At 73.3% G+C, this 26,913-nt stretch carries 28 protein-coding genes; 14 read left to right on the plus strand and 14 right to left on the minus strand.

From position 1 onward, the window contains the following. Positions 1–48 precede the first annotated feature (48 nt). Positions 49–1,218 (plus strand): UDP-N-acetylglucosamine--N-acetylmuramyl-(pentapeptide) pyrophosphoryl-undecaprenol N-acetylglucosamine transferase, encoded by a 1,170-nt coding sequence (locus ACIBG7_RS36455; RefSeq protein ID WP_357930179.1) that lies wholly within the window; start codon positions 49–51, stop codon positions 1,216–1,218. On the opposite strand, the gene ACIBG7_RS36460 is transcribed toward ACIBG7_RS36455, so the two are convergent. From ACIBG7_RS36460 to ACIBG7_RS36470, 3 genes are read right to left on the minus strand one after another with little or no spacing between them, the layout of a single operon-like run. Next, positions 1,197–2,060 (minus strand): hypothetical protein, encoded by an 864-nt coding sequence (locus ACIBG7_RS36460; RefSeq protein ID WP_357930182.1) that lies wholly within the window; start codon positions 2,058–2,060, stop codon positions 1,197–1,199. The genes ACIBG7_RS36455 and ACIBG7_RS36460 overlap by 22 nt on opposite strands. Before the next feature lie 35 nt (positions 2,061–2,095). Continuing rightward, entirely contained in the window at positions 2,096–2,977 is an 882-nt protein-coding gene (locus ACIBG7_RS36465; protein WP_357930185.1) for a hypothetical protein, read from the minus strand. 5 nt (positions 2,978–2,982) lie between these two features. Further along, entirely contained in the window at positions 2,983–3,831 is an 849-nt protein-coding gene (locus ACIBG7_RS36470) for a hypothetical protein (RefSeq protein WP_357930187.1), read from the minus strand. A 263-nt stretch (positions 3,832–4,094) separates the two neighbouring features. Here ACIBG7_RS36470 and ACIBG7_RS36475 point away from each other — a divergent pair, with 263 nt between their 5' ends. Continuing rightward, positions 4,095–4,877, plus strand: coding sequence for an SDR family NAD(P)-dependent oxidoreductase (locus ACIBG7_RS36475; RefSeq protein ID WP_357930190.1), 783 nt, complete (start codon positions 4,095–4,097; stop codon positions 4,875–4,877). 39 nt (positions 4,878–4,916) lie between these two features. On the opposite strand, the gene ACIBG7_RS36480 is transcribed toward ACIBG7_RS36475, so the two are convergent. Continuing rightward, the gene (locus ACIBG7_RS36480; protein WP_357930192.1) at positions 4,917–5,792 is read right to left on the minus strand and encodes a DMT family transporter; all 876 of its coding nucleotides are present in this window, start codon (positions 5,790–5,792) and stop codon (positions 4,917–4,919) included. A gap of 256 nt (positions 5,793–6,048) precedes the next feature. On the opposite strand from ACIBG7_RS36480, the gene ACIBG7_RS36485 reads away from it, so the two are divergent. From ACIBG7_RS36485 to ACIBG7_RS36495, 3 genes are read left to right on the plus strand one after another with little or no spacing between them, the layout of a single operon-like run. Beyond that, a complete protein-coding gene (locus ACIBG7_RS36485) occupies positions 6,049–6,585 on the plus strand; it encodes a DUF2165 domain-containing protein (protein WP_357930195.1) in 537 nt (178 codons plus the stop codon). Between the two features lie 27 nt (positions 6,586–6,612). Next, entirely contained in the window at positions 6,613–7,605 is a 993-nt protein-coding gene (locus ACIBG7_RS36490; protein ID WP_397339206.1) for a hypothetical protein, read from the plus strand. Positions 7,606–7,616: 11 nt separating this feature from the next. Next, positions 7,617–8,132 (plus strand): hypothetical protein, encoded by a 516-nt coding sequence (locus ACIBG7_RS36495; protein WP_357930201.1) that lies wholly within the window; start codon positions 7,617–7,619, stop codon positions 8,130–8,132. A 100-nt stretch (positions 8,133–8,232) separates the two neighbouring features. Here the strand turns inward: ACIBG7_RS36495 and ACIBG7_RS36500 are convergent, their stop codons facing one another. Together ACIBG7_RS36500 and ACIBG7_RS36505 are read right to left on the minus strand one after the other, a co-directional pair. Beyond that, complete coding sequence (locus ACIBG7_RS36500; RefSeq protein WP_397339208.1) at positions 8,233–9,015, minus strand: class I SAM-dependent methyltransferase; 783 nt, start codon at positions 9,013–9,015, stop codon at positions 8,233–8,235. Between the two features lie 44 nt (positions 9,016–9,059). Then, a complete protein-coding gene (locus tag ACIBG7_RS36505) occupies positions 9,060–9,824 on the minus strand; it encodes an alpha/beta hydrolase (RefSeq protein ID WP_397339209.1) in 765 nt (254 codons plus the stop codon). Positions 9,825–9,955: 131 nt separating this feature from the next. Between ACIBG7_RS36505 and ACIBG7_RS36510 the strand changes: the two genes are divergently transcribed. Together ACIBG7_RS36510 and ACIBG7_RS36515 are read left to right on the plus strand one after the other, a co-directional pair. Continuing rightward, entirely contained in the window at positions 9,956–10,372 is a 417-nt protein-coding gene (locus ACIBG7_RS36510; protein ID WP_397339210.1) for a DUF6789 family protein, read from the plus strand. Then, positions 10,372–11,553 (plus strand): zinc-dependent alcohol dehydrogenase, encoded by a 1,182-nt coding sequence (locus ACIBG7_RS36515; protein WP_357930405.1) that lies wholly within the window; start codon positions 10,372–10,374, stop codon positions 11,551–11,553. Before ACIBG7_RS36510 ends, ACIBG7_RS36515 begins: the two co-directional genes overlap by 1 nt. A 122-nt stretch (positions 11,554–11,675) precedes the next feature. Here the strand turns inward: ACIBG7_RS36515 and ACIBG7_RS36520 are convergent, their stop codons facing one another. Continuing rightward, entirely contained in the window at positions 11,676–12,713 is a 1,038-nt protein-coding gene (locus ACIBG7_RS36520) for an NAD-dependent epimerase/dehydratase family protein (protein ID WP_397339211.1), read from the minus strand. Between the two features lie 379 nt (positions 12,714–13,092). Between ACIBG7_RS36520 and ACIBG7_RS36525 the strand changes: the two genes are divergently transcribed. Together ACIBG7_RS36525 and ACIBG7_RS36530 are read left to right on the plus strand one after the other, a co-directional pair. Beyond that, positions 13,093–13,455: an MmcQ/YjbR family DNA-binding protein gene (locus ACIBG7_RS36525; RefSeq protein ID WP_357930215.1), complete on the plus strand. Its 363-nt coding sequence runs from the start codon at positions 13,093–13,095 to the stop codon at positions 13,453–13,455. A gap of 46 nt (positions 13,456–13,501) precedes the next feature. Beyond that, positions 13,502–13,873, plus strand: a complete 372-nt coding sequence (locus tag ACIBG7_RS36530; protein ID WP_357930217.1) for a VOC family protein — start codon at positions 13,502–13,504, stop codon at positions 13,871–13,873. A gap of 285 nt (positions 13,874–14,158) precedes the next feature. Here ACIBG7_RS36530 and ACIBG7_RS36535 read toward each other — a convergent pair whose 3' ends face one another. Next, entirely contained in the window at positions 14,159–15,325 is a 1,167-nt protein-coding gene (locus ACIBG7_RS36535) for a hypothetical protein (RefSeq protein WP_397339212.1), read from the minus strand. 162 nt (positions 15,326–15,487) lie between these two features. Beyond that, positions 15,488–16,219, minus strand: coding sequence for a VIT1/CCC1 transporter family protein (locus tag ACIBG7_RS36540; protein WP_397339213.1), 732 nt, complete (start codon positions 16,217–16,219; stop codon positions 15,488–15,490). A gap of 377 nt (positions 16,220–16,596) precedes the next feature. Here ACIBG7_RS36540 and gndA point away from each other — a divergent pair, with 377 nt between their 5' ends. Beyond that, complete coding sequence (gene gndA / locus ACIBG7_RS36545) at positions 16,597–18,021, plus strand: NADP-dependent phosphogluconate dehydrogenase (protein WP_397339214.1); 1,425 nt, start codon at positions 16,597–16,599, stop codon at positions 18,019–18,021. A 77-nt stretch (positions 18,022–18,098) separates the two neighbouring features. Next, positions 18,099–19,898 carry a sialidase family protein gene (locus ACIBG7_RS36550; protein ID WP_397339215.1) on the plus strand — a complete coding sequence of 600 codons (1,800 nt, stop codon included), beginning with the start codon at positions 18,099–18,101 and terminating at the stop codon, positions 19,896–19,898. Between the two features lie 15 nt (positions 19,899–19,913). Here the strand turns inward: ACIBG7_RS36550 and ACIBG7_RS36555 are convergent, their stop codons facing one another. Both ACIBG7_RS36555 and ACIBG7_RS36560 read right to left on the minus strand, forming a co-directional pair. Beyond that, on the minus strand, positions 19,914–20,690 hold the full coding sequence (locus ACIBG7_RS36555; protein ID WP_357930231.1) for an acyl-CoA thioesterase domain-containing protein: 777 nt from the start codon (positions 20,688–20,690) through the stop codon (positions 19,914–19,916). A 154-nt stretch (positions 20,691–20,844) separates the two neighbouring features. Then, positions 20,845–21,195, minus strand: coding sequence for a VOC family protein (locus ACIBG7_RS36560; RefSeq protein WP_357930234.1), 351 nt, complete (start codon positions 21,193–21,195; stop codon positions 20,845–20,847). Between the two features lie 90 nt (positions 21,196–21,285). Here ACIBG7_RS36560 and ACIBG7_RS36565 point away from each other — a divergent pair, with 90 nt between their 5' ends. The 3 genes from ACIBG7_RS36565 to ACIBG7_RS36575 all read left to right on the plus strand — a co-directional run bounded on the left by ACIBG7_RS36565 (position 21,286) and on the right by ACIBG7_RS36575 (position 23,383). Further along, complete coding sequence (locus tag ACIBG7_RS36565) at positions 21,286–22,209, plus strand: helix-turn-helix domain-containing protein (RefSeq protein ID WP_397339216.1); 924 nt, start codon at positions 21,286–21,288, stop codon at positions 22,207–22,209. Between the two features lie 171 nt (positions 22,210–22,380). Then, positions 22,381–22,812 (plus strand): type II toxin-antitoxin system PemK/MazF family toxin, encoded by a 432-nt coding sequence (locus ACIBG7_RS36570; protein ID WP_357930242.1) that lies wholly within the window; start codon positions 22,381–22,383, stop codon positions 22,810–22,812. Between the two features lie 226 nt (positions 22,813–23,038). Then, positions 23,039–23,383 (plus strand): RNA polymerase-binding protein RbpA, encoded by a 345-nt coding sequence (locus ACIBG7_RS36575; protein WP_357930245.1) that lies wholly within the window; start codon positions 23,039–23,041, stop codon positions 23,381–23,383. A gap of 272 nt (positions 23,384–23,655) precedes the next feature. Here ACIBG7_RS36575 and ACIBG7_RS36580 read toward each other — a convergent pair whose 3' ends face one another. The 3 genes from ACIBG7_RS36580 to lnt all read right to left on the minus strand — a co-directional run bounded on the left by ACIBG7_RS36580 (position 23,656) and on the right by lnt (position 26,712). Then, positions 23,656–24,141, minus strand: a complete 486-nt coding sequence (locus ACIBG7_RS36580; protein WP_357930247.1) for an FxsA family protein — start codon at positions 24,139–24,141, stop codon at positions 23,656–23,658. A gap of 92 nt (positions 24,142–24,233) precedes the next feature. Then, complete coding sequence (locus ACIBG7_RS36585; protein WP_397339217.1) at positions 24,234–25,022, minus strand: polyprenol monophosphomannose synthase; 789 nt, start codon at positions 25,020–25,022, stop codon at positions 24,234–24,236. Positions 25,023–25,137: 115 nt separating this feature from the next. Further along, positions 25,138–26,712, minus strand: a complete 1,575-nt coding sequence (gene lnt, locus ACIBG7_RS36590; RefSeq protein WP_357930252.1) for an apolipoprotein N-acyltransferase — start codon at positions 26,710–26,712, stop codon at positions 25,138–25,140. Positions 26,713–26,913 lie beyond the last annotated feature (201 nt).

Here is a 26,913-nt window from a genome sequence, read left to right on the forward strand (position 1 = left end):
CCCCACCGGCAGTCCCGACACCCCGGCGCGCGGCCATAGTCTGATCGCATGCGATTGCTCATCACCGGCGGGGGCACCGGAGGACACACCTATCCGGCGCTGACCACCCTGTCCGCTCTCCAGAAGCGAGGCGTCCCGCACGACGTGCTCTGGGTGGGCACGGCCAACGGCCTGGAGGCCAGGATCACCGCCGAGCACGGCATCCCGTTCAAGGCGATCACCACCGGGAAGCTGCGCCGCCGGCCCAACCTGCGCGAGCTGGGCACCAACCTGGCCGACCTGTTCCGCATCCCGCTCGGCGTCAGCCAGGCCATCGGCCACTGCGCCCGCTACCTGCCGGACGTGGTGCTGTCCACCGGCGGGTACGTGGCGGTGCCGATCGGCCTCGCCGCGAAGATCATCCGGCGGCCGCTGGTCATGCACGAGCAGACCACCGTGGTCGGGCTGGCCAACCGCATCCTGGCCCGCTTCGCCACCCGCATCGCGCTGAGCCACCAGTCGTCGGTCGAGCACCTGCCGGCCTCGGTGCGCGACCGGGTGGTGGTCACCGGCAACCCGGTCCGTCCCGAGCTGCTGCGCGGCGACCGGGCGGCGGCCTACGACCACTTCGGGCTGACCTTCGAGGTGCCGGTCATCTACGTGACCGGCGGCGCGACCGGAAGCCTGCAGATCAACACGCTCATCGCCGAGCTGCTGCCCCGGCTGCTGCCGCACGCGCAGGTCGTGCACCAGTGCGGTCCTGCCTGGATCGACCGCATGCGCGCGGTCGAGCTGCCGCCGGAGCTGGCCGAGCGCTACCACCCGCTGCCGTACGTGGGCTCCGAGCTGCCCGACCTGTTCGCGGCGGCCGACGTGGTGATCTCGCGCAGCGGGGCCGGCACGGTGTCGGAGCTGACCGCGATCGGCAAGCCCTCCGTGCTGATCCCGCTGATCCCGACCGGCGGCGACGAGCAGCGCAAGAACGCCGCCTACCTGGCCGAGGCGGGCGCGGCCCGGGCGCTGCTGGAGCCGAAGCCGAGCGCCGACCTGCTGCTGGCCGAGCTCATGCCGCTGCTGGCCGACCCGGAGCTGCGCGCCTCGATGGGCAACGCCGCGCGGGCGCTCGGCCGGGTGGACGCGGCCGACGCCCTGGCCCAGCTCCTGCTCGACGCCGCGCAGCTTCCGCCGGCACCCGCCGCGCACGCGGCGGGCGGGCCTCAGGCGCCGGGCTCGAGGTAGCCGAAGGCCTCGCGGGCGGAGCTCACGCTCCGCCTCAGGGCCTGCTCCAGGTCGCCGGCGTCGTCGGCGAGCCGGTCCAGTTCCGGTACGGCTCCCGCCCCGGCCTCGGCGACCAGCTCCTCGTACTCCGGCAGCCGGCTGCGCAGTTCCTCGACCTGCCGATGGGCGTGGAAGGCGGCCTCGGCCTCGGCGACGTGCTCGGCGTAGCGTTCCAGCGCCTCCACCCGGGCCACCACCGCCTCCTCGCTGCTGTCCAGCGCGCGGGCCAGCGGTTCGGCGACCGCGGCGAGCTCGGCGGTCATGCCCTGGGAGACGGTGTCGCGATGCTTGCCGCGCAGGTCCGACAGCTTGGCCAGCAGCCGCGCGATCTCCCACTCCTGGGCGGGCAGCATCACCGAGTTGCGCACCGAGTCGAGCAGGCCCTCCCGGTTGACCTCGGAGTCGGTGATGGACACCACCGCCCAGCGGGCCCGCTGCAGCAGCCGCCGGGCCGATTCGTCGAGGTCGGAGCCGAGTACGTAGCGGCCTTCGTACCAGCGCGCCTGGTCGTAGACGTGCCGGTGCTGCTCGGCCTCCTCCTGCACCGACTGGCGGGCGAAGTAGCCGAGGAAGACGGCGAGCGCGATGATCACCACGATCATGGAGCCGTTGATCGCCATCCCGGCCAGGACCAGCAGCCCGCAGACGAGCGCGACGACGGCCAGGTCGGGCACCCTGCCGACCAGCCGTTTGCGCCGCCCCTCCGGCACCCAGCCCGTGCGGAACCTCGCTAACAGCTCCCCGTTCTCCCGGAGCAGCCGCGCGTCGTCCTCTGGCACTCCTGGATCAATCACGACATCCATTACCGAGCGATCCTATGGCGGTATCGAGCGCGATGTCAGCCGTCCAGGTAGCGAAAGGCGTCCTTCGCGGAGTCCAGGGTGCGCCGGAGCACCCGATCGAGCTGTCCGGCGTCGTCGGCCAGGCGCTCCAGTTCGGGGACGTTCCCGGCCCCGACCTCGGCGACCAGCTCCTCGTACTGCGGCAGCCGGCTGCGCAGTTCCTCGACCTGCCGGTGGGCGTGGAAGGCGCGCTCGGCCTCGGCGACCCGCTCGGCGTACCGTTCCAGGGCCTCCACGCGGGCCACCACGGCGGCGTCGCTGCTCTCCAGCACCCGGCCGAGCGGCTCGGCGACGGCGGCCACCTCGGGGACGGTGCCCGCGGCCAGGGTGCGTTCGTGCTTGACCCGCAGCGCGGAGAGCTTGGCCAGCAGCCGGGCGATCTCCCACTCCTGGGCGGGCAGGGTGACCGCGTTGCGCGGGCCGTCCAGCAGCCCTTCGGCGTTGACCTGCGAGAAGGTGACCGAGCGTACGGCCACCCTGGCCCGGTGCAGAACGCGCAGCGCGGGCTCGTCGAGGTCGGTGGCCAGCACGTAGCGGCCCTCGTGCACCCGGGCCCGCTCGTAGACCGCGCGGTCGGCGCACGCCTCGACGTCCTCGTCGTCGATGGGCTGGTTGATGAAGGCGGCGGTGAAGATGATGAAGCCGATGAAGCCGAGGATGGTCAGGCCCGGGCCGGTTCTGGCCAGCCCGATGAAGATCATCAGCGTGCTGACCGCGAGGAAGCCCAGTAACCCCATGATCAGCGCGCCGGCCAGGCCCACCCGGCGCGAGCGCGGCCGGGGCCGCCAGCCGGCCCGCATGCGAGCCAGCAGCTCGGTGTGCTCCCGCAGGAGCCGGGCGTCCTCGGCGGGGACGAGCGGGTCGATGACGACGTCCATGGAGGTCACCTCTCCAGGTAGCGGAAGGCGTCCCTGGCCGACCGGACGCTGCGGCGGAGCGCCTGCTCCAGCCGGTCGGCGTCCTCCGACAGCCGGGCGATCTCCGGCTCGATGTAGTCCTGGGCGCCGGTCTCGGCCAGCAGTTCCTCGTAGCGGGGCAGCTTGGCGCGCAGCGCCTCGATCTGGTGCTGGGCCCGGTAGGCCCGTTCGGCCTCGGCGACGTGCCGGGCGTAGCGTTCCAACGCCTCCACCCGGGCCACGACGGCGGCCTCGCTGCTGTCCAGGGCTCGCGACAGGGGCTCGGCGACCGCGGCCACCTCGGCGGTCACCTCCCCCGACACCAGCTCGCGGTGCTCGGTGCGCAGCCCCGACAGCTTGCCAAGCAGCCGGGCGATCTCCCACTCCTGCGCCGGGAGCATCACCGCGTTGCGCGCGTCGTCGAGCAGGCCTTCCTCGTTGACCTGGGAGTTCATGACGGAGTCGACGGCCACCTGCGCGCGGCGCATCAGCCGGATCGAGGGTTCGTCGAAACGGTCCAGCAGGACGTAGCCGCCGCGGTGCTCGCGGGCCTGCTCGTAGACCTTCCACTCGGCCTCGGCGCGTCTGTCGGCCTCGCTCACCGGGTCGCCCTTGACCAGCGAGCCGAAGAACAGCAACGACAGGCCGAGCATCACCAGCGCGAAGGGCGCCAGGATCGTCGCGTCGAACAGCACCAGCGCCATGAACAGCGCGCCCAGCGCGGCGATGACCCGCGCCACCTTCCATCCCGTGCGGGCCACGGCCCGTCTCCGGTCGCGCACCGGCTCCCAGCCGTTGCGCATCCTGGCTAACAGGGGCGCGTTCGCACGCAGCACTGCCGCTACTTCCGGAGGCACCTCCGGGTTCACTACCACGCTCGAGCCACGTCCCGCCACGTGCAGCCCCCAACGTTCCGGGTATTTCGGATACTACGGATCGATCTGGGCGAATGTCAGCCCTTTATATGCCCGAACGTTGACCGTGAAACACCGGATTCGCCGCGCGGCGCGGCAACCAGCCCCGATGCGGGCGCGGCGGGCGGCGGGAGGGCCACGCCCCCGATAACATGACGGAAATATCATGTCTTGCGGGGGTGGCCATGGAGCTGTGGAACAAAGTGGTGCTCGTGACCGGCGCCTCCTCGGGCATCGGCGAGGCCACGGCGCGCGAGTTCGCCCGCGCCGGGGCCAAGGTCGCCCTCGTCGCCCGGCGCGAGGACCGGCTCAAGTCCCTGGCCATGGAGATCGGCGAGCCGGCCTACGTCTACCCCGCCGACCTGTCCGACCCCGACTCGGTCGTCGAGCTGGCCAAGCGGGTGCGGGCCGAGCTCGGCGTGCCTGACGTGATCGTCAACAACGCCGGGGCGGGGGCGTGGCTGTTCGTGGACGAGACCACGCCGCACCAGTTCCGCGAGCTGGCCGCCGTGCCGTACCTCGCCGCGGGCTACGTGACCACCGCCTTCGCCGGCGACATGGTACGGCGGGGCAGCGGCCGGATCGTGGTGGTGAACTCCCCCGTCTCGCGCATCGCCTGGCCCGGCGCGTTCGGCTACGCCGGGGCCCGCTGGGCGCTGCGCGGCCTGGTCCGCGCCCTGGAGGCGGACCTGCGCGGCACCGGCGTCGGGGTGACCGAGGTGATCCCGGGCAAGGTGTCGAGCGACTACTTCCTGGCCAACCCCGGCTCGGAGGAGCGCATCCCGCGCATCGCCGCGCTCATCCCCGAGGTGACGCCAGAGCAGGTGGCCCGGGCGCTGGTGAACGCCACCCGGCGGGGGCGCTCGCGCACGCAGTTGCCGTTCATGCTCCGGCTCTTCCTCGGGCAGAGCTGGGCCGCGCCCCGGCTGACCGACTGGATCGCCGGCATGACCGGCGCCCGCCGCTGAGGCTCGCCCCCGTCGGCCGCCCGCCGTACGGGACCGCGCCTATTTGCGGCGGGAGATGGCCACGCCCGCCAGGCACAGTGCGCCGCCGGCGAAGGTGAGCCAGCCCGGCACCTCGGCCAACACCACCCACGACATCGCCACCACCAGGGCGGGCACCACGTAGGTGGTCGCGCCCATCTTCCCGGCGGTGGTGCGGGCCAGCGCGTAGGCCCAGGTGGTGAAGGCCACGGCGGTCGGGAACACGCCGAGGTAGACCAGGTTGAGCGTCGCCGACAGCGGCGCCTTGGCCGCCTCCTCGACGAGCTGCCCGGTGAACGGCAGGCAGGCGACGGTGCCGACGAGGCAGCCGAAGGTGGTCACCTGCAGCGCCGAGGCGACCCGCAGCGCGGGCTTCTGCGCCAGCACCGCCACCGCCCAGGACGCCGCGGCGACCAGGCACAGCACCACACCGAGCACCGAGGAGTCCGCGCCGCCCGACTTGGAGACGCCGACCACGACCGCGCCGGCGAAGGAGACGGCCATGCCGGCCAGGAGCTTGCCGGGGAAGCCCTCCTTGAGGAACCACCCGGCCAGCAACGCGATCAGCAGCGGGCCGATGTTCACCACCATCGCGGCGGTGCCCGCGTCCACCAGTTCCTCGCCCCAGTTGAGCGCGACCATGTAGACGCCGAACCAGAGCACGCCCGAGACCAGGATGCCCGGCCACGCCGCGCGCGGGGGCCAGCCCTCGCGGCGCAGCAGGAGGATGACCACGAGCGTCACCGTGCCCGCCAGCAGCCGCCCGAGCGCCAGCGCGCCGGGCGAGTAGGACTCGACCGCGACGCGGATGCTCACGAAGGCCGAGGCCCACAACACCACGGTGACCCCGGCCGCGAGCAGCGCGCGCCGGTCCGTCCTTTCGGCAACCTGATTCATAGGGGCACGCTAGCGGGCCGATGTTTCGATCGGTGACGAAGGGTGCACGACGTCCGGTTTTCGCCACAAGGCGTGCGGCGGGTACCATACAGCCGTTCCACCTCAGGCTTAAGGGGCCCGCGACGTCACCTCCAGTGACGGAGCCAGTGGGACAGCTCGGCGCGTCCTTAGCGCCGGGCTCTCGCGGGCCCCCTTCGACCATTTCTCGTTCCTTGGCGGCCCGTGCCTGTTCGCACCAAGGTTCAAAGGAATGACGATGGTCCCGCGATTCGACACGATCGCCGTGCTCCGCACCGCCAAGGCTCTGCTGACCTTCACCGTGGGCGGTTTCGCCCTCCTGGTGGTCTTCGGCAACCTGACCGACTACGGCACCAACTTCGAGTTCGTCCGGCACGTGCTGGCCATGGACGCGCAGAAGCCGGAGCTGGCCGCGGTCAGCCAGATCAACTACCGCTCCATCCCGTGGACGTGGGCGCACCACGCCGCCTACATCGGCGTCATCGTCACCGAGGCGCTCATCATGGTCACCTGCCTGGTCTCGGCCTGGCAGCAGGCCAGGGCCATCGGCAAGGACGACGCCGCCTTCCACGCCGCCAAGCGTTGGGGCGTGGCCGGCTGCACCCTCGGCCTGCTGCTGTGGTTCTTCGGCTTCCAGGCCATCGGCGGCGAGTGGTTCGGCATGTGGATGAACGGCACCTGGAACGGCATCCCCGACGCGGTGCGGCTGTGCACCTACATCGGCGGCGTGCTGATCTTCCTCTCGCTCCGCAACGACCGGCGACAGGACGCCTGAGCCGCCGGCATCCGCCAAGATGGAGCCGTGGACACTTTCCGACTGCTCGCGCCCCTGCACCTGCCGCCGGCCGCCGAGCTGGCCGATGCCGTACGCCGGACACCGCTGGCCCGCGCCCTGCTGGAGCTGGAGGGCCCGCGCGAGCTGGCCCTGCGCACCGGCCTGCTGGAGGCGGAAGGCGGGCCCGGCGGCGAGCTGGAGGTGCTGCGCGACGGGGCGCCGGAGGAGGTCCTGCGGCTCTGGTCGGAGGTGAGCTTCGTCGCCGTGCACCCGGCCGAGCTCGGCACCGAGCAGGACGCGGTCACCCTGGCCGAGCTGTTCCTGCTCGGCAGCTCGACCGAGCCGCCGGGCGAGGTGCTGGCCGGGCTCGGCCTGGTCGCGCCCGGCGGCGGGCTCACCCCGCTCGGGCAGTGGGCCGGCCGCCGCGTCTTCGCCAGCCTCACCGGCCAGACCGTGCCGGTCTTCGGCTCGCTCGCCGACCGCGACGCACCCACCCTGCTGTACGGCCTGCGGTCCTACTCCGAGGACGAGCGGCGCGAGGAGGTCCGCGGCTGGCTGGAGGGCCGCGACCCGGCCAAGGCCGCCCAGGCCATCGCCACCGTCCTGGCCGACGTCAGCCCGCTGGCCCGCACGGTCGGGCTGCAACTCCTGCACGCCGAGCTCGGCGAGGAGGGCGTCGAGGCGCTGCGGAGCCTGCTGCCCTCGTCCAAGGTCGGCGCGCTGGCCGCCGCCCGGCTGGGCGTGGAGCGCGACTCCGCCGCCGAGGAGATCGCCTGGGTGCTGGTCGACATGGCCGCCTCGCTGCTGGAGTACGGCGGCGACAGCGAGCAGGTGGTCGCCGCGATGGCCATGGGCATGAACCCCGGCGAGCAGGTCGAGACCATCGCGATCCTGCCCTTCGGCGGCCACGCCGAGACCGAGCGCGTGCTGCTCACCCTCGTGGAGGGCCACCCCGACCCGGCCGTGGTGGCCGCCGCCCGCAAGGCCCTGCGCCGCGCCCGCGGTCTGGCCGAGGGGTAGGGTGAGGCCCCATGCACCTCATCTTCCCGCGCGCTGACGCCGTCCTGGGCGAGGTCTTCGGCTGCGAGTGCGGTGCCACGCTGTCCGGCCGGATGCCCGCCGAGCTCCACGCCGCCGAGAACCAGCTGTGCACCGTCTGCCTGGGCAGCGCCCGCGAGGAGCTGGCCCCCGGGCTGGTGCGCGGCTGCTCGGCGTGCGCCGGCACCGGGCGGCGCCGCGAGCAGATCACCTGGCAGCTCGCGCACACCGAGGCCGAGCAGCTCATCACCGTGCCGCTGGTGCGGTCGGTGATCTCCGGGTACGAGGGCAGCTTCCGGCTGTCCGAGATCGCCGACGCGGTCCGGTCCGGGCTCGGGCTGCCGGCCGGGCGGCTTCCGGTCGGGCCCCGGGTCCGCGACATCCTGCTGCAGCTCCAGTTCTGGGGCGAGATCGTGATGGTCTCGGCGCCCGACGAGCTGGTCGACGACGTGCCGACCTTCCTCTACCGCGACCCGAGCTGGCAGCGGGCGCGCACGCTCAGCGGCTGACGCGGCCTGCCCAGAGCCTGAGCCGGCCTGCCCAGAGCCTGAGGCGGCCTGCCCGGAGCCTGAGGCGGCCTGCCCGGAGCCTGAGGCGGCCTGCCCGGCGTCAGTCGCGGCAGATGACCTCGCCGTGCAGGATGGCCAGCCAGCCGTCCGGCTCCTGCGCCCAGGCCGCCCAGCCGGCGGAGATGCGCCGCAGGTCGGCCTCGGTGGCGGCGCCGGTGGCCAGGGCCTGGGCGGCCATGTCCGAGCTGAGGACACGCTCGGCCCACATCCCGCCCCACCAAGCACGATCGCCCTCGTCGGCGTAACACCACACCGAGGCGCTCGGCTCGACGCTGCCGAAGCCGGCCTCGCGCGCCCAGGAGAGCAGGCGGCGCCCCGCGTCCGGCTCGCCGCCGTTGCCGCGGGCGACCTTCTGGTAGAGCGCCAGCCACTCGTCCAGCTCGGGCAGCAGCGGGTACCACGCGAAGGCCGCGTAGTCGCTGTCGCGGGCGGCCACCACGCCGCGCGAGACGCGGCGCATCTCGCGCAGCGCGCCCACCGGGTCGGCGACGTGCTGCAGCACCTGGTGGGCGTGGACCACGTCGAAACTGTCGTCGGCGAAGTCGAGGGCGTGCACGTCGGCCACGGCGAAGTCCACGTTGCTCAGGCCGCGCCGCTCCACCTCGGCTCGGGCCAGGTCGAGCGCTTCGGGCTTGACCTCGGAGGCGGTCACCCGGGCGACGTGGCCGGCCAGGTCGGCGGTGATGGTGCCGGGGCCGCTGCCGATGTCGAGCAGGGTGTGCTCCGGGGACAGGTGCGGCAGCAGGTAGGCGGCGGAGTTCGCGGCGGTGCGCCAGCGGTGGGAGCGCAGGACAGATTCGTGGTGGCCGTGGGTGTAGCTCATGACGATCACGCTAGTGCATGTCCCATATTCCGGGAGATATCGTCTTACATGATGGACGCCAGCCATTCCTCCGCTGATCGGGCCACGCTCGGCCTGCCGTACAGGCGGGTGCTGTGCGCGGTGCCGGGCACCACCCGCACCTCGGCGAACGGCTGCAGCGGCAGGCTGTGCTCGGGCGGCACGAACTCGCGGGCGGAGTGGTAGAAGACCATCGGCGGGCTGCCGGGGCCGGCGTGCGCGGCGACCTCCATGCTCCGCCAGACCCACGGGCAGCGGCGCGGGCGGCAGCCGGCCAGCGCCACCGCCGAGCGGCCCAGCCGGCCGCCGGCGTCGAAGGCGAGGTGCGGCGAGGTGACCGGCGAGAAGGCGAGCACGCCGCGCAGGCCCCGCGGCCCCGAGCGGTGCACCGCGGCCGAGGCGGCGATGTGGCCGCCGGCCGAGAAGCCCACCAGCGCGTAGCGGCCGGGGTCGAAGCGGAAGCGGGCCGCGTGCCGGCGGGCGTAGGCGACGGCCCGCAGCGTGTCGTCTCGCTGCGCGGGCCAGCGGGCGGCGCCGGACAGGCGGTAGTTCAGGTTGAACACGGCGTAGCCGAGGTCGGCGAAGCGGGCGGCCACCGCGGACAGGGCGCTCTTGTCGCCCTCGGACCACCAGCCGCCGTGCACCAGGAAGATCCCGGGGCGGCGGCCACTCGCGCCGGCGAGCACGTCCATGGACTGCGTGCCGTACGACACGACCGTGGTGCGGGGACCCGCCGGCGCGGAGGGAAAGGCCAGCGTCACGACCACGAGCAGGGCGGCGGTGAAGCTCACGCGCGCCAGAATCCCACCGCCCCGGCTCCCGGCGCGCCTTCAACCACCCCTCCGTGCTGCCGTACGGCGGTCCTGGCGCGACGAGCGGTCAGACCCGTTTCGGCTCGTAGGTGGCGGGAAGGGGCGAGCAGATGATGAGGAACCTGCTCCGAGGCGCCGCCGCCGGCAGCATGGCCACCACCGCGATGAGCACGGTCATGCTCGCCGGAGACCGGCTGGGCCTGATGGGAGAACAGCCGCCGAAACGGATCGTCCGCCGCGTCCGGGGCGGCAAGGACAGCGACGCCGCCGCGATCGCGGGCCACTTCGGCTTCGGCGCGGGCGCCGGGGCGCTCCTGAGCCTGCTCAGCCGCGGCCGCAGCGTGCCCGGCTGGCTCGGCGCCGCCTACGGCCTGGGCATCTGGGCCGCCTCCTACCAGGGCTGGCTGCCCGCCATCGGCGCGATGCCACCGGCCCACCGCGACCGGCCCGGCCGCCAGGCGGTCATGATCGCCGGCCACCTCGTCTACGGGGTGACGCTGGCCCGGTCCCTGCGAAAGGCGACATGATGAAGGCGCTCACCTGGCACGGCAAGCGCGACGTGCGGGTCGAGGAGGTCCCCGACCCGCAGATCAAGGAGCCCACCGACGCCATCGTCAAGGTCACGACGACCGCGATCTGCGGCTCCGACCTGCACCTGTACGAGCTGCTCGGCCCGTTCCTGGGCGAGGGCGACATCCTCGGGCACGAGGCGATGGGCATCGTCGAGGAGGTCGGCTCCGACGTCGGCCACATCAAGCCCGGTGACCGCGTGGTCGTGCCGTTCGTCATCTCCTGCGGGCACTGCTTCATGTGCCAGCGCGAGCTCTACACCCAGTGCGAGACCACGCAGGTCAAGGAGCACGGCTCGGGCGCCGCGCTGTTCGGCTACACCCGGCTGTACGGGCAGGTGCCCGGCGGCCAGGCCGAATACGTGCGCGTCCCGCAGGCCCAGTTCGGGCCGGTCCCGCTGCCCGCCGAAGGGCCGGACGAGCGCTTCGTGTACCTGTCCGACGTGCTGCCCACCGCCTGGCAGGCCGTGCAGTACGCCGACCTGCCCGCCGAGGGCGGCAGCGTCACCGTCTTCGGGCTCGGCCCGATCGGACAGATGAGCGTGCGCATCGCCCGCCACCTCGGCCACCGCGTCATCGCCACCGACGGGGTGCCCGAGCGGCTCGCACTGGCCCGCCGCTACGGCGCCGAGGTCATCGACGCCCGCGAGGGCTCGGTCGCCGACCGGGTGCGCGACCTCACCGGCGGGCGCGGCACCGACTCCGTGATCGACGCGGTCGGCATGGAGGCGCACGGCTCGCCCGTCGCCAAGCTCGGGCAGGCCGTCACCGGCCTGCTGCCCGACGCCCTGGCCGCCCCGCTCATGCGCAACGCCGGCGTCGACCGGCTGGCCGCGCTGATGGAGGCCATCGAGGCGGTACGGCGGGGCGGGACGATCTCGATCGTCGGCGTCTACGCCGGGATGGCCGACCCGATGCCGATGTTGCGGCTGTTCGACAAGGGGATCACGCTGCGGATGGGTCAGGCCCAGGTCAGGCGGTGGATCCCGGCGCTCATGCCGCTCGTGCTGGAGGAGTCGGACCCGCTCGGCGTCATGGACCTGGCCACGCACCGGCTGCCGCTGTCACGGGCTCCTGAGGCGTACTCGATGTTCCAGCGCAAGCAGGACGGGGCCATCAAGGTGCTCTTGACACCATGACGGACATTGACAAGAGGGCGGGCTTCCGGGCCCGCCCTCTTTCGTGCGCCTACTTTCATCCGCCGTGCGTTTGGGGCCGTGCGTTTGGGGCCGTGCGTTTGGGGCCGTTTTGTCGTGCCGGTCTACGGGCGGGCGCCGACGCCGGTGCTGAGCTCGCTCAGGCGGCTCGGGTGGGCCTCCAACGGCGGGGTGTTCATGCCCGCGCCGCCCGCCAGCCCGTCCACCAGCTCGCCCACCGTCTCCATCGAGCTACGGCGAGCCCGCCACCCCAGCTCGTCATGCGCCCGCGTGATCGACATGACCGGGATGTTCATCAACATCTCGAACATCCCCGGCGACGCCGGCACCAGCCGCGCCCGCCAAGCCGCCGCGACACCCTGCCGAGCCGCCCACGCCGGGAGCGGCACCAGCTTGGCCCCGAGGATCTCGGCCAGGTCCGCCGGCGTCAGCACCGGGTCGGCGGCCAGGTTGAACGCCCCGCGCACGTCACTCCCGAGCGCCAGCCGATAGGCCTCGGCGACGTCGTCGGCGTGCACGGCCTGGACCCGCAGGCCCGGGATGTCCGGCAGCACCGGCACCGCCTTCACCAGCCCGCCCGGCAGGAACGGCCCGGCGAACAGCCGCCGCTGGTGGCTGGCGGCCTCCCGCTTGAAGATGAACCCCGGCCGCATCCGCACCACCCTGGCCTGCGGGTGGTCGCGCTCGAAGATGTCCAGCAGCCGCTCGACGTAGGCCTTCTCGCGGGAGTAGGCCGAGTTGGGCCAGCCGTGGGTGGGCCACGACTCGTCCACCTCGCGGCCCTCCGGGCCCGGCGAGTACGCGCCCACCGAGGAGGCGACGACCAGGGTGGGCACGCCCGCCTTGGCCACGGCGTCGATCACGCGCGCGCTGCCCAGCGCGTTCGCCCGCCAGGTCACCACCGCGTCGCGGGTGGGCTGCAGCAGCCACGCCAGGTGGACCACCGCGTCCGCGCCCTGGAAGATCTCGGCCAGGTCCGAGCTGGCCACCTCGGCCTGGCGCCACTTGGTCTTGCCGCCCGGGTTCCAGGACGGCAGCCGCCGGGCCAGGCCCAGCACCTCCATCACCGACGGGTCGCGCTCCAGGGCCCTGACCAGGCTCGTTCCGACGTTTCCGGTCGCTCCGACCACCACCACTCTCATGCCTGTCGCCTGCCCACACCGGCCCGCGCTACTCCCACCGGCTGCGGCGTGACCGGTCTTTTGGCGGAGTACGGGCCTGCTGTGGAAGCGCCCTTTTGGGGAGTGGGGGACCCCCGGCGGCGGCGGCCTTCCAGGGCGTCCGCGGCCGACGGTGAGAGCCGCCGTCGGGCAGTTCGGGGCCCGCGGTGGGAGCCGCCTTCGGGGAGCTCGCGACCCGCGCTGGGAGCCGCCTTCGGGGAGCTCGCGACCCGCGCTGGGAGCCGCCTTCGGGGAGCTCGCGACCCGCGCTGGGAGCCGCTTTCCGGGGGTCCGTGGCTGCCGTCGGGACCGGTTTTTCGTGGAGTGCGGGACTGTCGGTGGCCGTCGCTAGAGTCGCGCCATGGTCACCGTCGAGGATGTCCGGCGTCTCGCCGTCACCCTGCCCCGCTCCTCCGAGCACCTGATCCGCGACCGGGTCAAGTTCCGCGTGGGCAGCATCGTCTACGTCGCCTTCTCCCGCGACGAGACCATCATGGGCTTCGGCTTCCCCAAGGAGGAGCGCGAGGCTCTGGTGGCGGCCGAACCGGACAAGTTCATGCTGCCCGGCGAGTCCGACATGCGCTTCCACTGGGTCCACGCCCGGATGAGCGCCCTCGACGAGCAGGAGATGCGCGAACTGGTCGTCGAGGCGTGGCGGATGTGCGTGCCCAAGAAGATCCGGGTACTGATCGACGACCAGGGTCGTCCGGTGCCGCAGACATGACCGTTGACCGCGGGCCTGCGTCCGCTGAGGGAAGGATTGCATCGATATGAGCCATCGGCACCACACCATCGACTACATCGAACTCGGCAGCCTCGACCTGGAGCGCGACAAGCGCTTCTACGGCGAGGCCTTCGGCTGGGAGTTCAACGACTACGGCCCGGGCTATGCCGGCATCCGTTCCGCCGACGGGACCGGCGAGGTCGGCGGCCTGCGCGCCGACGAGACGGTCAAGCAGGGCGGCCCGCTGGTCCTCTTGTTCTCCACCGACCTCGACCGGTCGGTCGAGGCCGTCACCAAGGCTGGCGGCACCGTGGTCAACGGCCCCTACCCGTTCCCGGGCGGCCGCCGCTTCCACTTCACCGACCCCAGCGGCAACGAATTGGGCGTCTGGTCGGAAGCCACCGAGGACTCCCACTAGAGGCTCCCTCTGGAGCGCTGCCTCTAGAGCGCTCCCGCTAGAGGGCTCCCGTGTGACCGCGCACTGCGACAGCCCCCAGCGCGGCCATCCGACCCCGCGCCCGCGCCCCAGTTGGAGGCAGCCTTCTCCACCGGGACGGTCGGTTGGAGCCGCGGTTAGAGCCCCATCCTGGCCCCGCCGGGGATCTGCGGGCGGCGCTGGGCGCAGGCGGCCGGCGCTTCTGCCGAGGGTGGGTCTAGGCGACCCGGTAAAGGCCCGTACCTGGGTGTTGGGCGGAGGCCGGGGTCAGAGGAGGGATCGGTAGAGGGCGGCGGTGAGGCGGTTGATCCTCTTCACCGAGTCGGTCCAGGTGCCGCCCGCCGGGTGGGCGGTGAGCAGGACCATGATGTAGCGCTCCCCCGGCCCCACCAGGCCGGTGGTGTGCAGCACCGGCCGCCCGAGATCCGGCACGCTGGCCGTCCTCCCTGCCAACTCGCCACTGCTGACCGTCCGCCCCGCCAGCTCGCCACCGCTAGCCGTCCGCCCCGCCAGCTCCCCGCCGCTGGCCGTCCGCCCCGTCAGCTCGCCGACACTGGCCGTCCACTGCGTCAGCTGGCCGGCACCGCCCTTCCGAGGGGCGACGATGTGGGCCGCCGCTACGGCGGGTGCCACCGGCTGAGCGGCGGTCAGCGGCTGGGACTGGGTGGTGGCGGGCTGGCCGGTGGTGGGCCGGGGCTGCGGGGAGGTGCGCTGGGTCTTGGTGGAAGGGGGCTGCGGGGTGGTGCGTTGGGTGGCGGGGGTGAGGGAGTGGGTGGTGCTTCGGGTGGCCTTGCACTTGACCGGGGGCACCGTGCCGAAGCCCGACCACCCCTGCTTGACCGCCCAAGGCCGCGGGACGGCGGAGGGGATGCCGAAGGTCTGGTCGAAGCCGTCGGTCCCGCACGGGGTGGCGGCACGAAGGTGGCCAAGCACGAGCTGCCGGATGTCGGGGCGCGCGGTGTCGAGGAGGTAGCGGTAGGTGGTCACCACATCCCGGGCACTGAAGGAGACGTACCCCCAGAAGCCGGGCTTGGCCGCGGGCGGCGGGGTGGTCTCGGTCAGGCCGAGCTTGCGCGCCATCCGCACCACGATCTGCCCCTTGCCTCCGCGGTTCCAGAAGGCCGAGGCGGCGTCGTCGTCGCTGGAGCGGAGCATGACCTTGAGGAGTTCGAGGTCACCAGCGCTCACCTTCTTCGTCCGCTCCAGAAAGTCGACCGCAAGCAGGATCTTGATCACCGAGGCGGCGCGGAACTGGCGGCGGGCGTTGCGGTGGGCCACGATCTTCCCGCTCTGCCGGTCGAAGACCACGTAGCCCGCGGTCGTCCCCGGCGGCACCCGGGGCGGCGCCACGGACACGGCGTGAGCGGGGCTGCCACTGGCGAGGACGGCGGCGGCGAGCAGCGGAAGGCCGAGGAGGGCTGACGAGCGGCGCATGTCGGCCATTCCTATCAGAGTTGTGAAATATCAGCACTCGGGACGGATCGGCTCACAGGTGTGGAATATCGGCACCCGGGGACGGGTCAGCGCAGAGCTGTGGAATATCGGCACCCCGGGACGGGTCGGCGCGGAGTCGTGAATTATCGGCACCCGGAGCGATCAGCCGACCAGGGTCCCGGCGTAGTAGGTGACGACGGCGGCGAGCAGGACGATGAGGAGTTGCCGCAACGCCCCGAAGACGATGTTCCGCCCGCTCGACCGCGCCACGACGGCGCCCACGCCCAGCCCGGCCAGCCCGGTCCCGGCGATGGAGGCGATCACCGCCCCGGTGCCGCCGGCGAAGAACCAGGGCAGCACCGGCACCAGACCACCGACCGTGAACAGCGCGAACGACGAGATCGCCGCCGTCCAGGGCGAGCCGAGTTCGCCGGGGTCGATGCCGACGATCCGCCGCGCGGAGACGGCGAACAGGCTCTCCTCGGTCGCGGCGGCCTCCCGGGCGGCGGCGTGGGCGGTCTCGCCGGAGAAACCGGCCTTGCGGAGCGAGGCGGCGAGCATCGAGGCGAGCGCGTCCGGGGCCGAGCGGACGAAGCCCCGCAGTTCCTTCAGCACCCCCTTGAACAGCTCGACCTGGGCGGTGACGGAGATCCACTCCCCCGCGGCCATGGACACCGCCCCGGCCAGGAGCCCGGCCAGGCCGGCCAGCCGTACCGCCGTGGGAGAGGAGCCGGCGCCGGCCACGCCGAGGATCAGGCACAGCACGCTGACCAGGCCGTCGTTGACGCCCAGCACCGCCGCCCGTGCCCCGCCCTGCTGCACCTGGTCGGCGCGGCGGGCGAGGTCGCCGATCGGGACGCCCGGCGGCGGCTGGTCGTCTGGCTGCTGGGTCACAGGGGGCGAGATTTCCGGCCCCGGCCCGCCACAAGCCCCGGCCGCGGTAAAACCCCGCCCGGAGGGCCGGAAGCACGATCGGACGGGAAGCACGAGGGCGGGGAAGCACGAGGGGTCGGGAAGCACGATGGGCCGGGAAGCCCGATGAGCCCGGAAGCACGAGGGGCCGCAGGGTCGCTCTCGGCCAGAGACACGGCGGGACGCGCATGGTTGCTCCCGGTCGGGAAGTACGGCGGGGCTCGCGCGGTTGCTCCCGAAGGGGACGATCCAGGCACCCTGGCACGGCGAGCCACCGAAGCGGCACACCGCGTGACAGGATGCCAAGGGCCCCCGACGCCGGGCCGAACCGCGGCCCGGTCCTTTGCGTAGGAGCAGATATGGACCTTGCGGACATCGGTGTGACGGGTTTGGCGACCATGGGGCGCAATCTGGCGCGCAACCTGGCCCGGCACGGGTACGCCGTGGCGGTGCACAACCGGAGCAACAGCCGGACCGACCACCTTGTGGAGCAGTACGGGTCTGAGGGCACGTTCCTGCCGTCGCGGGATGTGCGGAGCTTTGTGGAGTCGCTGAGCCGCCCCCGCCGGGCGATCATCATGGTGAAGGCGGGCGCGCCCACCGACGCGGTGATCGAGGAGCTCGCCGCGGTGATGGAGCCCGGCGACATGATCGTCGACGGCGGCAACGCGCTGTACTCCGACACCCGGCGACGCGAGGCGGCGTTGCGCGAGCGCGGCATCCACTTCGTCGGCGCGGGCATCTCGGGCGGCGAGGAGGGCGCGCTCAACGGGCCGAGCATCATGCCGGGCGGCTCGCCCGAGTCGTACAAGGCGCTGGGGCCGATCCTGGAGGACATCTCGGCCAAGGTGGACGGCGTGCCGTGTGCGACGTACGTCGGCCCGGACGGTGCCGGACATTTCGTGAAGATGGTGCACAACGGCATCGAATATGCCGACATGCAGCTCATCGCCGAGGCGTACGACCTGCTGCGCCAGGCCCTGGGCGCCTCGCCCGAGGAGCTGTCCGGCGTCTTCCGCGAGTGGAACCAGGGCGACCTGGGGTCCTACCTGATCGAGATCACCGGCGAGGTCCTCGCCCAGGTGGACGCCGAGACCGGCAAGCCCTTCGTGGACGTCGTGCTCGACCGCGCCGAGCAGAAGGGCACCGGCCGCTGGACCGTGCAGAGCGCCCTCGACCTGGGCATCCCGGTCACCGGCATCGCCGAGGCGGTCTTCGCCCGCGCGCTGTCCGGCCACCCCGAGCAGCGCGCCGCCGCCCGGCCGCTGGAGGGGCCGGAGCTGACCGGCGTGGCCGGGCGCGAGCTGATCGAGGACGTACGGCAGGCGCTGTACGCCTCGAAGATCGTCGCCTACGCCCAGGGCTTCGACCAGATGGCCGCGGCGTCGAAGGAGTACGGCTGGGACGTCGACCTGGGCGCCATGGCCACGATCTGGCGAGGCGGCTGCATCATCCGGGCCCGCTTCCTCGACCGGATCCGCGAGGCCTACGACGCCCAGCCCGACCTGCCGACCCTGCTGGCCGCGCCGTACTTCGCCGACGCCCTGGCACTCGCGCAGGACGCGTGGCGGCGGGTGGTCACCACCGCGGTGTCCATCGGCGTGCCGGTGCCCGGCTTCTCCTCCGCGCTGGCCTACTACGACGCGCTCCGGCGCGAGCGCCTCCCGGCCGCGCTGGTGCAGGGCCTGCGCGACTACTTCGGCGCGCACACCTACCAGCGGGTCGACCGCGAGGGCGCCTTCCACACCGACTGGTCCGGCGACCACCGGGAGTACCCCGCCTGAGCCCCGGCTCAGGTCAGCCCGGTGAACATCGGGTGAAACCGGTTGCCCACGGAGCCCGCCTGCCCTTCGCTGGCCCCGTGGACAACGCGGTCACCGTGTACGAGCAAGTGGCGAAACGCCCCACCGGCGAGCTGTCGCACGAGGGCAACCGGGTCCCGGACGTGGCCGTGCTGGGCGGCGGCAGGCTGGTGGTCGCCTGGCGGGCCGGCGTCCCCGACCCCGTGGACCCGGCCCCGGCCGACCAGGGCTCGATCCTGGTCGGCCGCTCGTCCGACGACGGCCGCACCTGGACCGTCGGCGTCCTGGCGAAGGCGAGCGCCCAGCACCGCTACCACTACGTGATCCTCCTGCACGACGCCGGCGTCGTGCACGCCTTCCTGGGCCGCATCACCGTGGCCCGGGACCGCGACCCCGCCGGGAACGTCGACGGGTTCCCGGTCGAGCTGGTGGCCAAGCGCAGCACTGACGCGGGGGCCACCTGGACGGACTTCCCCGTCGAGACCGACGTGCCGCCTAACGGCCGTGGCGTCGTCCTGGCGGCCCGCCCCCTGCGCCACCGGGGGGACTGGCTCCTGCCGTACTGGCAGCAGGGCGGCGCGGGCGTGCTGCGCTCGGCGGACCTGCGCACCTGGCGGCGCGGCGGCCTGGCCCGCGCCCCGCGCGGCATGGGGGTCGAAGAGCCACAGGTCGTCGTCTCCCAGGACGATCCCGGCACCCTGCTCATGGTCGCCCGGACCCTCGACCTGTCCGGCGGCAGCACGCCGGCGGAGAAGGACGCGCACTACCGCCGGCACGCCTGTTACTCCCTCACCGCGACCAGCACGGACGGCGGAGCCACCTGGTCACCGATGACGCTCGACCGCAACCTGCCGAACTTCTACGTGAAGGGCTTCTTCACCCGCGACGCCGACGGTCGCTACGTCGCCGTCTACAACACCCTCGGCGGCCCGTTCCAGGGCGAGCGGCCCGACCGGCACCGCGAGGTGCTGCACGTCAAGGTCAAGGAGCCCGGCGGGCCGTGGAGCCCGGGGCGGCTGTTCGCCGACGGCCCCCGGCTGACCACCGGGGCGGCGCGCGGCTGGGACGTCTACGCCAGCGCCGACGAGGAGGCGCCCGGCCGGTTCGTGGTGGTCTGGGAGCACAACCAGACCGCGATCAAGCTGGCCCGCCTCGACGTCACCCGGGTCTTCACCGGCCTGCACCGGCCGGAGCTGCTCCCCCGGCACTTCCTGCTCACCGCGGGCGCCGGCCCCGTCGAGCTGTCCACCGGCCGGCACCTGCTCGCCGCCGAGGGCCCGGCGCGGTTCGTGGTGCGGGACGGCGTCGCCGTACAGCCGGAAACCGGGGCGCGGCTGCGCCTGCCGGCCGACCCCGGGCCGCCGCGGTGCACCGGCCCCGCCGAGGCCGCGGAGGTCCTCGCGGCCTGGACCGAGGAGGTACGGCTCAGCGGCCCGGCCTCGGTGTCGCAGCCGATCGCGCGCTGCGACTTCGGCGTCGAGTTCCGGGGCGAGGTGACGCGCGGCGCCCGGCTCGACCCGGCGACCGGCCGCGGGGTGTGCCTGGGCGTGAAGGTGGCCAACGGCGCGAAACGCCTCATGCTCGCCGTACAGCCGGACGGCGTCTGGGCGATCGTGAAAGGCTCCTCCGGCTGGACCCGCGTGCTCGCCGGGCCGATCGCCGGCCCGGCCGTCTGGCGGGTGGCCATGGACAGTGCCGGTGCGGCCGTCCTGCTCCGCGACGGCCGGCCCACCGGCGCCGCCTGGGTGGTCGGCGACAGCGGCGAGCGCCCCCACGCCGCCCACTGGACCAGCGCCTCCGCCGCCTGCCGGATCACCTGGAGCATCGTCACCACGGCCCCCTGCTCCCCTCAGCCCTGAGCCCTGCCCCGGGTGTCAGCTCGGCGGCCGGGTCATCAGCCCGCCGCCGGGATTGGCGACCGCGGTGACCAGGCAGTAGCCGACCGGCCCGTGCAGATCGTGCAGCGTGCAGTGGCCCGTGGCGATGCCGTCGGCGCTGAGGTGCCCGCTGGACTCCAGCCCCAGCTCGGGCGTGCTCGGCGTCCGGCTGAGCGTCAGGGTGTAGTCGGCGTTGATGAAGTGCAGCCCGGCGCTGCCGCTGTTGGCCAGCGGGCTGGCGAAGTCGGCGGCCAGCGCGGCCCGCACCAGCGGCGACAGCGGCTCCTCCGCCACCAGCGGGTACAGCTCGCGCATCCAGGCCCGCTTGGGACCGGTGCCGGTCCACTCGGTGAGCGGCCACATCTCGAACGGCGGGAACTCCCCCATCCGCGGCGCGGGCCCCTCCGGCGGCGGCTCCGCCCAGGCGGGCGTCGGCGCGACATGCCCGGGCGGCTGCTCGCCCTCCCGCAGGAACACCACGCTCGCCCGCCCGAGCGCCCCCTGCGCCGAGCTGATGGTCACGTCGGCGACCCGGATGCGGCGCCCGTCACGCACCCGGACCGTCTCCACGGCCAGCGGCAGCAGGGCCGCGTTCCGGAACAGGTCGACCGTCAGCCGCGCGGCCCGCAGCCCCGGCTCGGCGTGCTCCAGTTCGGCCGCCCGCGCCGCCAGCCCGCCGAGCAGCCGTCCGTGCAGCATCTCCGGCGACCAGGGGCCGCGTGCGTGGGGGGCGGGGACGAACTCGCCCGCCTTGAGGGTGAAGAAGGCAGTCACAGAACGATATTCTAGTGACTCCGGCTCTCCTGCGGGACTCCCCTGGCGCACGGGTCAGGCGGCGGGCCTGGCCTCTTGGTCAAGCAGCGGACCCGGCGCTTGGGTCAGGCGGCGGACCTGGCGCTTGGGTCAGGCGGCGGACCTGGCGCTTGGGTCAGGCGGCGGACAGGCAGAACAGGTGGCCCTCCGGGTCCCGGACCACCGTCCAGTTCCCGTCGCCCGGCTGGTGTTCCGGCAGGGTCGCGCCGAGCTCCTGCAGCTCCTTCACCGTCCGCTCCACGTCCTCCACGGCCAGGTCGAGGTGCGCGTGCTTGCCCGCCTCCCCCGGCCAGGCGGGCGGGCTGTAGCCGGGGACCCGCTGGAAGCTGAGGGTGACCGGCCCGCCCTGCAGGCTCGCGAAGTCGGCGTCGCTGTAGCCGATCTCGCCCCCGAGCACCTTCTGGTAGAAACCGGCCAGCTCCGTGGGGCTGGCGCAGTCGATGACGATCGCGGAAATCTTGTTCATGGGGCCAAGCCTCGCCCGGCCGCCGGGCCCCGGTCTTGAACATCCTTGCGCCCGCCGAAACTGTCGGAGGCGGGGCGTACCTTCTCCAGCGTGCGCACCTCTGTCCGCCTCGCCACCGGCGACGGGTTCACCGCCGACGCGGTGACCTGCCTCGACGACCACCGCGGCTGGTCGGCGCAGCAGGCCGGTGACCATCACCTGATCGTCCTGGTCCGCCGGGGCCGCTTCCGCCGCAGGTCGCGAGGCCATACCGCCGACCTCGACCCCACGCTGGCCTATCTCGGGCTGCCCGGCGAGGAGGAGCACTTCGCGCACCCCTCCGGCGGTGATCTCTGCACCTCCCTCGCCCTCACCGGCCCCCTCTGGCACCGCCTCACCGGCGGCCGTCCGCTCCGCCCGACGCTCTACGTCGACGGCCGTCTCGACCTGGCCCATCGCCGGCTCCTGCGGGCCACTCGCTCGGGTGATGCCGGATTCGCGGTGGCCGAGTCCCTCCTGGATCTCCTGCGTGCCGCCCTCGCCCAGTCGCCGCCGCCGGCGGCCTCGACCGCTCCCCTCGCCCCGTGCCCCGCGTCCGGCCGCCCTCCTGGGCACCACCGGCACCCTGGGGCGGCCGGCGGGAAGGCGAGCGGACCGGCGCGGACCGGCCCGGGCGGCGCGCGGCGCAAGGTGAAGGGCGACAGCGGCCCTGGCCTGGTCTCGTCGGCACGGGAGGCCATCGCCGCCGGGCACCCCGCCGCCGGGGGCCTGCTCACCCTGGCCGCTCTCCTGGAGGTCTCGCCGTTCCAGCTCAGCCGGGCCTTCACCCGCGAGATGGGCGTCTCCCTCACCCACTACCGCAACCGGGTGCGGGTGGCCGATGCCCTCGACCGCCTCGAGCAGGGCGAGAGCGACCTGGCCGGGCTGGCGGTGGAGCTGGGGTTCGCCGACCAGGCCCACCTGACGCGCACGACCAGGCAGCACGTCGGCCACACCCCTGCCGCCCTGCGCCGCCTACTGGGGGCTGAGCGATGACGGAGCGAGGTTCCATGACGTCCGGTTTCGTGGCGGGCGAGCAGCAGTGGCGGGCTCGGCTGGGCACGCTTCGGCAGGTCGTCCGGCAGGAGCTGGTGGCCCGGCAGTGCTCCGGTCGTTCGCGGGAGGGGTGGTGGATTTGGGGTGGTGATCACCCGTACGCTCTGCTTCGTGGATTTGTTCGGAGATGACCCTCGTCCGGCGCGCGGTGCGGTGCGCGAGATCTACAGCATCGACCGGGCCGCCACGCTGGCGTACTCCCCCGACCTGGACGGCCTGGCCGATCCGGGGGAGATCGTCTGGGCGTGGGTGCCGTACGAAGAGAACCCCGCCCGCGGCAAGGACCGGCCGCTCCTGGTGGTGGGCCGGACCGGGCGGCGGTTGCTGGCGATGATGCTGTCCAGCCGGGGCGACGACGGGCCGGAGTGGCTGGAGCTCGGCTCGTGGGACGGCGACGGGCGTGTGTCCTACCTGCGGCTGGACCGGGTCTTCGTGCTGGACGAGGACGACATCCGGCGGGAGGGCGCGGTGTTGCACCGCGAACGTTTCCAGCGCGTCGCCGCGCGGCTGCGGAGCTCGCACGGGTGGGCAGCCGACGGCTGACCGGCCCAGAGCCCAGCCGGATCTCGCCCGACAGGACCGGATCGGGAGGGGGTGCTGGGCGTCGCGTGGTCTCCCTGGTCACAGGGGTTTGTGACAACCCAGATCCGAAAGCCGGAAAATGCGCGATTGGATCACCCGCAGGGTGGGAATCCCTTCACGGTATCAAGCGTTAGACACCGTGGGAGACAGACCCCCACGATGGGGGCCCTGTAGGAGGCATTAAGACATGGGCGAGCGCGCGCTTCGTGGCACCCGGCTCGGGGCAACCAGCTACGAGAACGACCGTAACACGGATCTGGCACCGCGCCAGGACGTGTCCTACACCTGCTCCAAGGGCCATACTTTCGAGGTCCCGCTTGCCGCTGAGGCCGAGGTCCCCGCGACCTGGGAGTGCCGCATGTGCGGCGCCACCGCCTGGCGAGTGGACGGCGAGTTGCCGGAGGCCAAGAAGTCCAAGCCCCCGAGGACGCACTGGGACATGCTCCTGGAGCGGCGTTCGATCGAAGACCTGGAAGAGGTGCTCAACGAGCGGCTGGCCGTCCTTCGGGCCCAGCGGCGGAAGAGCGCCTGACGACCTCACGGTGTGACGTGGAGCCCCCGGCCCCTTATGGGTGACCGGGGGTTTTGCATGCCTGGCCACCGTAGTGGCGAGCGGGCGTCCGGAGGGGGTGCTCGTCTCTTGGGGAAAAGGGGGGCGGCCGGGCCGTACGGGGTGCTCGTCTTTCGGGGGTGGGCCGGCCGCACGGGGTGCTCGTCTCCCGGAGAGAGCCGGGCCGTACGGGGTGCTCGTCTCCCGGAGAGAGGGCCGGGCATCCCGGGCGTCCGAGGGTGCCGGAGGATCGGCTAGCGGTCGTCCTCGTCGACGACCTCGCCGTGGACGACCTTGGAGCCCGGCTGGGGCTGGGGGCGGGCGTCGGGGTCGAGGCGGAAGCCGAGGTTGGCGTACGGCGAGGCCGCCGTCATGGCCTTGACCCGCCGCGCGAAGAACCACCCCGCCACCCGCCGCATCATCGGCCGGGTGAACGGCAGGATGCACAGGAACCCGAGCACGTCCGTCAGGAACCCGGGCGTGAGCAGCAGCGCGCCGCCCACCAGGATGAGCCCGCCGTCGGCCAGTTCGCGGTCGGGCATGCGGCCGGAGCCCAGCGCGCCCTGGAGGTTGCGCCAGGCCTTGCGGCCCTCGCGCCGGACCAGCCAGGCGCCCAGCAGGCTGTCGGCGATCAGCAGGGCCACCGTGGGCCAGCCGCCGATCACCGAGCCGACCTGGATGAGCAGCCAGATCTCCAGGACCGGGACCACCAGGAAGGCCAGGAAGAGCAGAAGCCTCATCGTCGTCCTCATTCGCGCGTCAGCCGTACAGAAGGGTCAACGTCCGGGGAGGCGGTCACGTTCCGGCCTCCACCGTGAGCGAACCGCGGAGGTCAGTGGCGGTGGCGGCGGAAGCGGCGCGGCAGGCCGGTGAGCCCCCAGACGGTGACCCGCCACAGCGCCTCGTTGATGACCTTGCCGCTCATCTTGCTGGTGCCGACGGTGCGTTCGACGAAGGTGATGGGCACCTCGACGATGCGCAGGCCGTTGCGGTCGGTGCGGAGGGTGAGGTCGACCTGGAAGCAGTAGCCCTGGGAGTCGACGTCGGACAGGCCGATCTTCTCCAGGGTGGAGGCGCGGTAGGCGCGGAATCCGGCGGTGGCGTCGCGGACCGGCAGGCCGAGCATGAGCCGGGTGTAGACGTTGGCGCCGCGGGAGAGGAACTCGCGGCGGGCGGGCCAGTTGACCACCTTGCCGCCGGGCACCCAGCGCGAGCCGATGGCCAGGTCGGCGCCCTCGCTGAGCGCGCGCAGCAGCTTGGGCAGCTCCTCGGGCTGGTGGGAGCCGTCGGCGTCGATCTCGACGAGCACGTCGAAGCCTTCGGCCAGGCCCCAGCGGAAGCCGGCGATGTAGGCGGCGCCCAGTCCTTCCTTGGCGGTGCGGTGCAGGACGTGGAGCTGCTCGTCCTCGGCGGCGAGCTCGTCGGCGATGCGGCCGGTGCCGTCGGGGCTGTTGTCGTCGGCGATCAGGACGTGCGCCTCGGGAAGGGCGGCGCGCAGCCGGGCGACGATGCGGGGCAGGTTGTCACGCTCGTTGTAGGTCGGGACGACCACGAGGACCTTCCCGATCGAGCCGTCGGCCGGGGCTCCGCCCGTGACGTCCGGGTCGTCAACCGAGTTCATCCAGTGCCCTTCCGACTCTGCCGTTTGTGGCAAGGGTAGACCAGTTCGGGCCATAGGCATGCTCTTGACCGGCCGGCCCGTGTCACCCCGTGTCGCCTGCCCGTCCGGGGCGCGGCTAGGCCACCGGTTCGCGGCGGCGGCGCCAGCCCAAGGCGACGGCGGCGGCTCCGGCCAGCACGAGCGCCCACTCGGGCGCCGGGCCGAGCCGGGTGGCCAGGGTGCCGGCGGTGCGGACCGGGACGGTGACCACGGTCATGTCCCGCACCCGCTCGGCGGTGCTCCAGGCGACCTTCCCGTCGGGGGTGACGTAGGCGGAGATGCCGGTGGTGGCGGCGGTGACGACGGCCCGGTTGTGCTCGACGGCGCGCAGCTTCGACATGGCGAGCTGCTGCGGCGGCAGGTTGGACAGCGCGTAGCTGGCGTTGTTGGTCTGCACGACCAGGGGCGTCGCGCCGGTGCGGACGGTCTCGCGGACGATGCCGTCGAAGGCCACCTCGTAGCAGTTGACCGCGCCGACGGTGACCGGCCCCATCTTCAGGTCGCCGGGCCGGTCCCCCGCGACCGACTGGCGGCCGACCAGGGCGGCCCGCTCGAACAGGGCCAGGAAGATCTCCTTCATCGGCGTGTACTCGCCGAAGGGCACGAGCTGCTGCTTGTCGTAGTAGGCGCCGGGGCCGGTGACCGGGTCCCAGACCAGGCTGCGGGTGGCGCGCTCGTCGGTGCCGAGGCCGACCACCGCGCCGACCAGGGTGGGGACGCCGACGTCCTTGACCGAGTCATCGATGATCTTCCTGGCGGTGGGGTCGGCGTACGGGTCGATGTCGGTGGAGTTCTCCGGCAGCACGACCAGGTCCGGCTTGGGCAGCTTCCCCGCGCGCACGGCGGCGGCCAGGGCGTGGGTGGTGTCGGCGTGGTTGCGCAGCACGACGGCGGGCTCGTCGCCGAAGATCGCCATGCCCTCGCCGGGCACGTTGCCCTGGACGAGGCCGATGTTGACGGTGCGTCCCTCGTCGCCGAAGCGCGGTACGGCGAGGCCGAGCAACGGGAGGAGCAGCGCGCCGCCGGCCAGGAGCGCGACCGGCCGCCGTCCCGGAAGCCCCGGTGCCGTCCGGGGGGCCGCCAGCCGCAGGACCGCCGCGGCCAGGAGCGCGCCGCACAGGGCGACGACGAAGGAGACGAAGGGCACCCCGCCGAGCGCGGCATACCGGGTGAACAGCGACTCGCCCTGGCTGAAAGCCACCCGAGCCCACGGGAAGCCGCCGATCGGGAAGAGTCCCCTGGCCCACTCCATCCCCACCCACAGTGCCGCGAACCACAACGGCCACAGACGCAAGCGGAAGAGCAGGGCGGCCCCGGCAGCCAGGGCGGCGTAGAAGGCGCTCTCCAGGGCAACCAGGGCCAGCCAGGCGTCATAGCCGATGGGCCGGACCCAGGCGAGTGCGGGGAGCAAAAAGACCAGGGCCGCGAGGTAGCCCAGCCAGGCCGCCCGGCGGGGCCGCGTGCCGTACAGGCTGCCGGCGATCAGCGCGAGGCCGAGCGGGGCGGCCCACCACCAGTCGAGCGGCGGGAAGGCGAGGAAGAGCGCGAGGCCGCCCAGGGCGGCGGCGGCCACTCTGGCGAGGAGGGGCGCCCCGGCGCGCGGGGTGTCGGTGCGTGCCGCGCCGGCGGTCTCGGAAAGGTCCTGCGCCACGGCCGTGCTTCTCCTCGCGATAGGACGTGCTGGGACAAACGCTACCGCCCTCGCGAGGCAGGCCGGACAGGGCCGGGGGGGGGGGGCGGGGGGGGGGGGCCCCCCCCGGGGGGGGGGGGGGGGGGGGGCGCGGGGGGGGGCGGGGGGGCCCCCCCCCCCCCGGCCCCCGGGGGGCCCCGGGGCGCGGGCGGGGGGGGGCGG

Source organism: Nonomuraea sp. NPDC050328 (assembly GCF_044459405.1).
GTDB lineage: Bacteria > Actinomycetota > Actinomycetes > Streptosporangiales > Streptosporangiaceae > Nonomuraea.

What these genes read in the sequence shown, in the direction of transcription:
- ACIBG7_RS36455 (WP_357930179.1), top strand. Translation starts at nt 49, where the DNA reads ATGCGATTGCTCATCACCGGCGGGGGCACCGGAGGACACACCTATCCG.
- ACIBG7_RS36460 (WP_357930182.1), bottom strand. Translation starts at nt 2,060, where the DNA reads ATGGATGTCGTGATTGATCCAGGAGTGCCAGAGGACGACGCGCGGCTG.
- ACIBG7_RS36465 (WP_357930185.1), bottom strand. Translation starts at nt 2,977, where the DNA reads ATGGACGTCGTCATCGACCCGCTCGTCCCCGCCGAGGACGCCCGGCTC.
- ACIBG7_RS36475 (WP_357930190.1), top strand. Translation starts at nt 4,095, where the DNA reads ATGGAGCTGTGGAACAAAGTGGTGCTCGTGACCGGCGCCTCCTCGGGC.
- ACIBG7_RS36480 (WP_357930192.1), bottom strand. Translation starts at nt 5,792, where the DNA reads ATGAATCAGGTTGCCGAAAGGACGGACCGGCGCGCGCTGCTCGCGGCC.
- ACIBG7_RS36485 (WP_357930195.1), top strand. Translation starts at nt 6,049, where the DNA reads ATGGTCCCGCGATTCGACACGATCGCCGTGCTCCGCACCGCCAAGGCT.
- ACIBG7_RS36495 (WP_357930201.1), top strand. Translation starts at nt 7,617, where the DNA reads ATGCACCTCATCTTCCCGCGCGCTGACGCCGTCCTGGGCGAGGTCTTC.
- ACIBG7_RS36500 (WP_397339208.1), bottom strand. Translation starts at nt 9,015, where the DNA reads ATGAGCTACACCCACGGCCACCACGAATCTGTCCTGCGCTCCCACCGC.
- ACIBG7_RS36510 (WP_397339210.1), top strand. Translation starts at nt 9,956, where the DNA reads ATGATGAGGAACCTGCTCCGAGGCGCCGCCGCCGGCAGCATGGCCACC.
- ACIBG7_RS36515 (WP_357930405.1), top strand. Translation starts at nt 10,372, where the DNA reads ATGAAGGCGCTCACCTGGCACGGCAAGCGCGACGTGCGGGTCGAGGAG.
- ACIBG7_RS36520 (WP_397339211.1), bottom strand. Translation starts at nt 12,713, where the DNA reads ATGAGAGTGGTGGTGGTCGGAGCGACCGGAAACGTCGGAACGAGCCTG.
- ACIBG7_RS36525 (WP_357930215.1), top strand. Translation starts at nt 13,093, where the DNA reads ATGGTCACCGTCGAGGATGTCCGGCGTCTCGCCGTCACCCTGCCCCGC.
- ACIBG7_RS36530 (WP_357930217.1), top strand. Translation starts at nt 13,502, where the DNA reads ATGAGCCATCGGCACCACACCATCGACTACATCGAACTCGGCAGCCTC.
- ACIBG7_RS36535 (WP_397339212.1), bottom strand. Translation starts at nt 15,325, where the DNA reads ATGCGCCGCTCGTCAGCCCTCCTCGGCCTTCCGCTGCTCGCCGCCGCC.
- gndA (WP_397339214.1), top strand. Translation starts at nt 16,597, where the DNA reads ATGGACCTTGCGGACATCGGTGTGACGGGTTTGGCGACCATGGGGCGC.
- ACIBG7_RS36560 (WP_357930234.1), bottom strand. Translation starts at nt 21,195, where the DNA reads ATGAACAAGATTTCCGCGATCGTCATCGACTGCGCCAGCCCCACGGAG.
- ACIBG7_RS36575 (WP_357930245.1), top strand. Translation starts at nt 23,039, where the DNA reads ATGGGCGAGCGCGCGCTTCGTGGCACCCGGCTCGGGGCAACCAGCTAC.
- ACIBG7_RS36580 (WP_357930247.1), bottom strand. Translation starts at nt 24,141, where the DNA reads ATGAGGCTTCTGCTCTTCCTGGCCTTCCTGGTGGTCCCGGTCCTGGAG.
- ACIBG7_RS36585 (WP_397339217.1), bottom strand. Translation starts at nt 25,022, where the DNA reads ATGAACTCGGTTGACGACCCGGACGTCACGGGCGGAGCCCCGGCCGAC.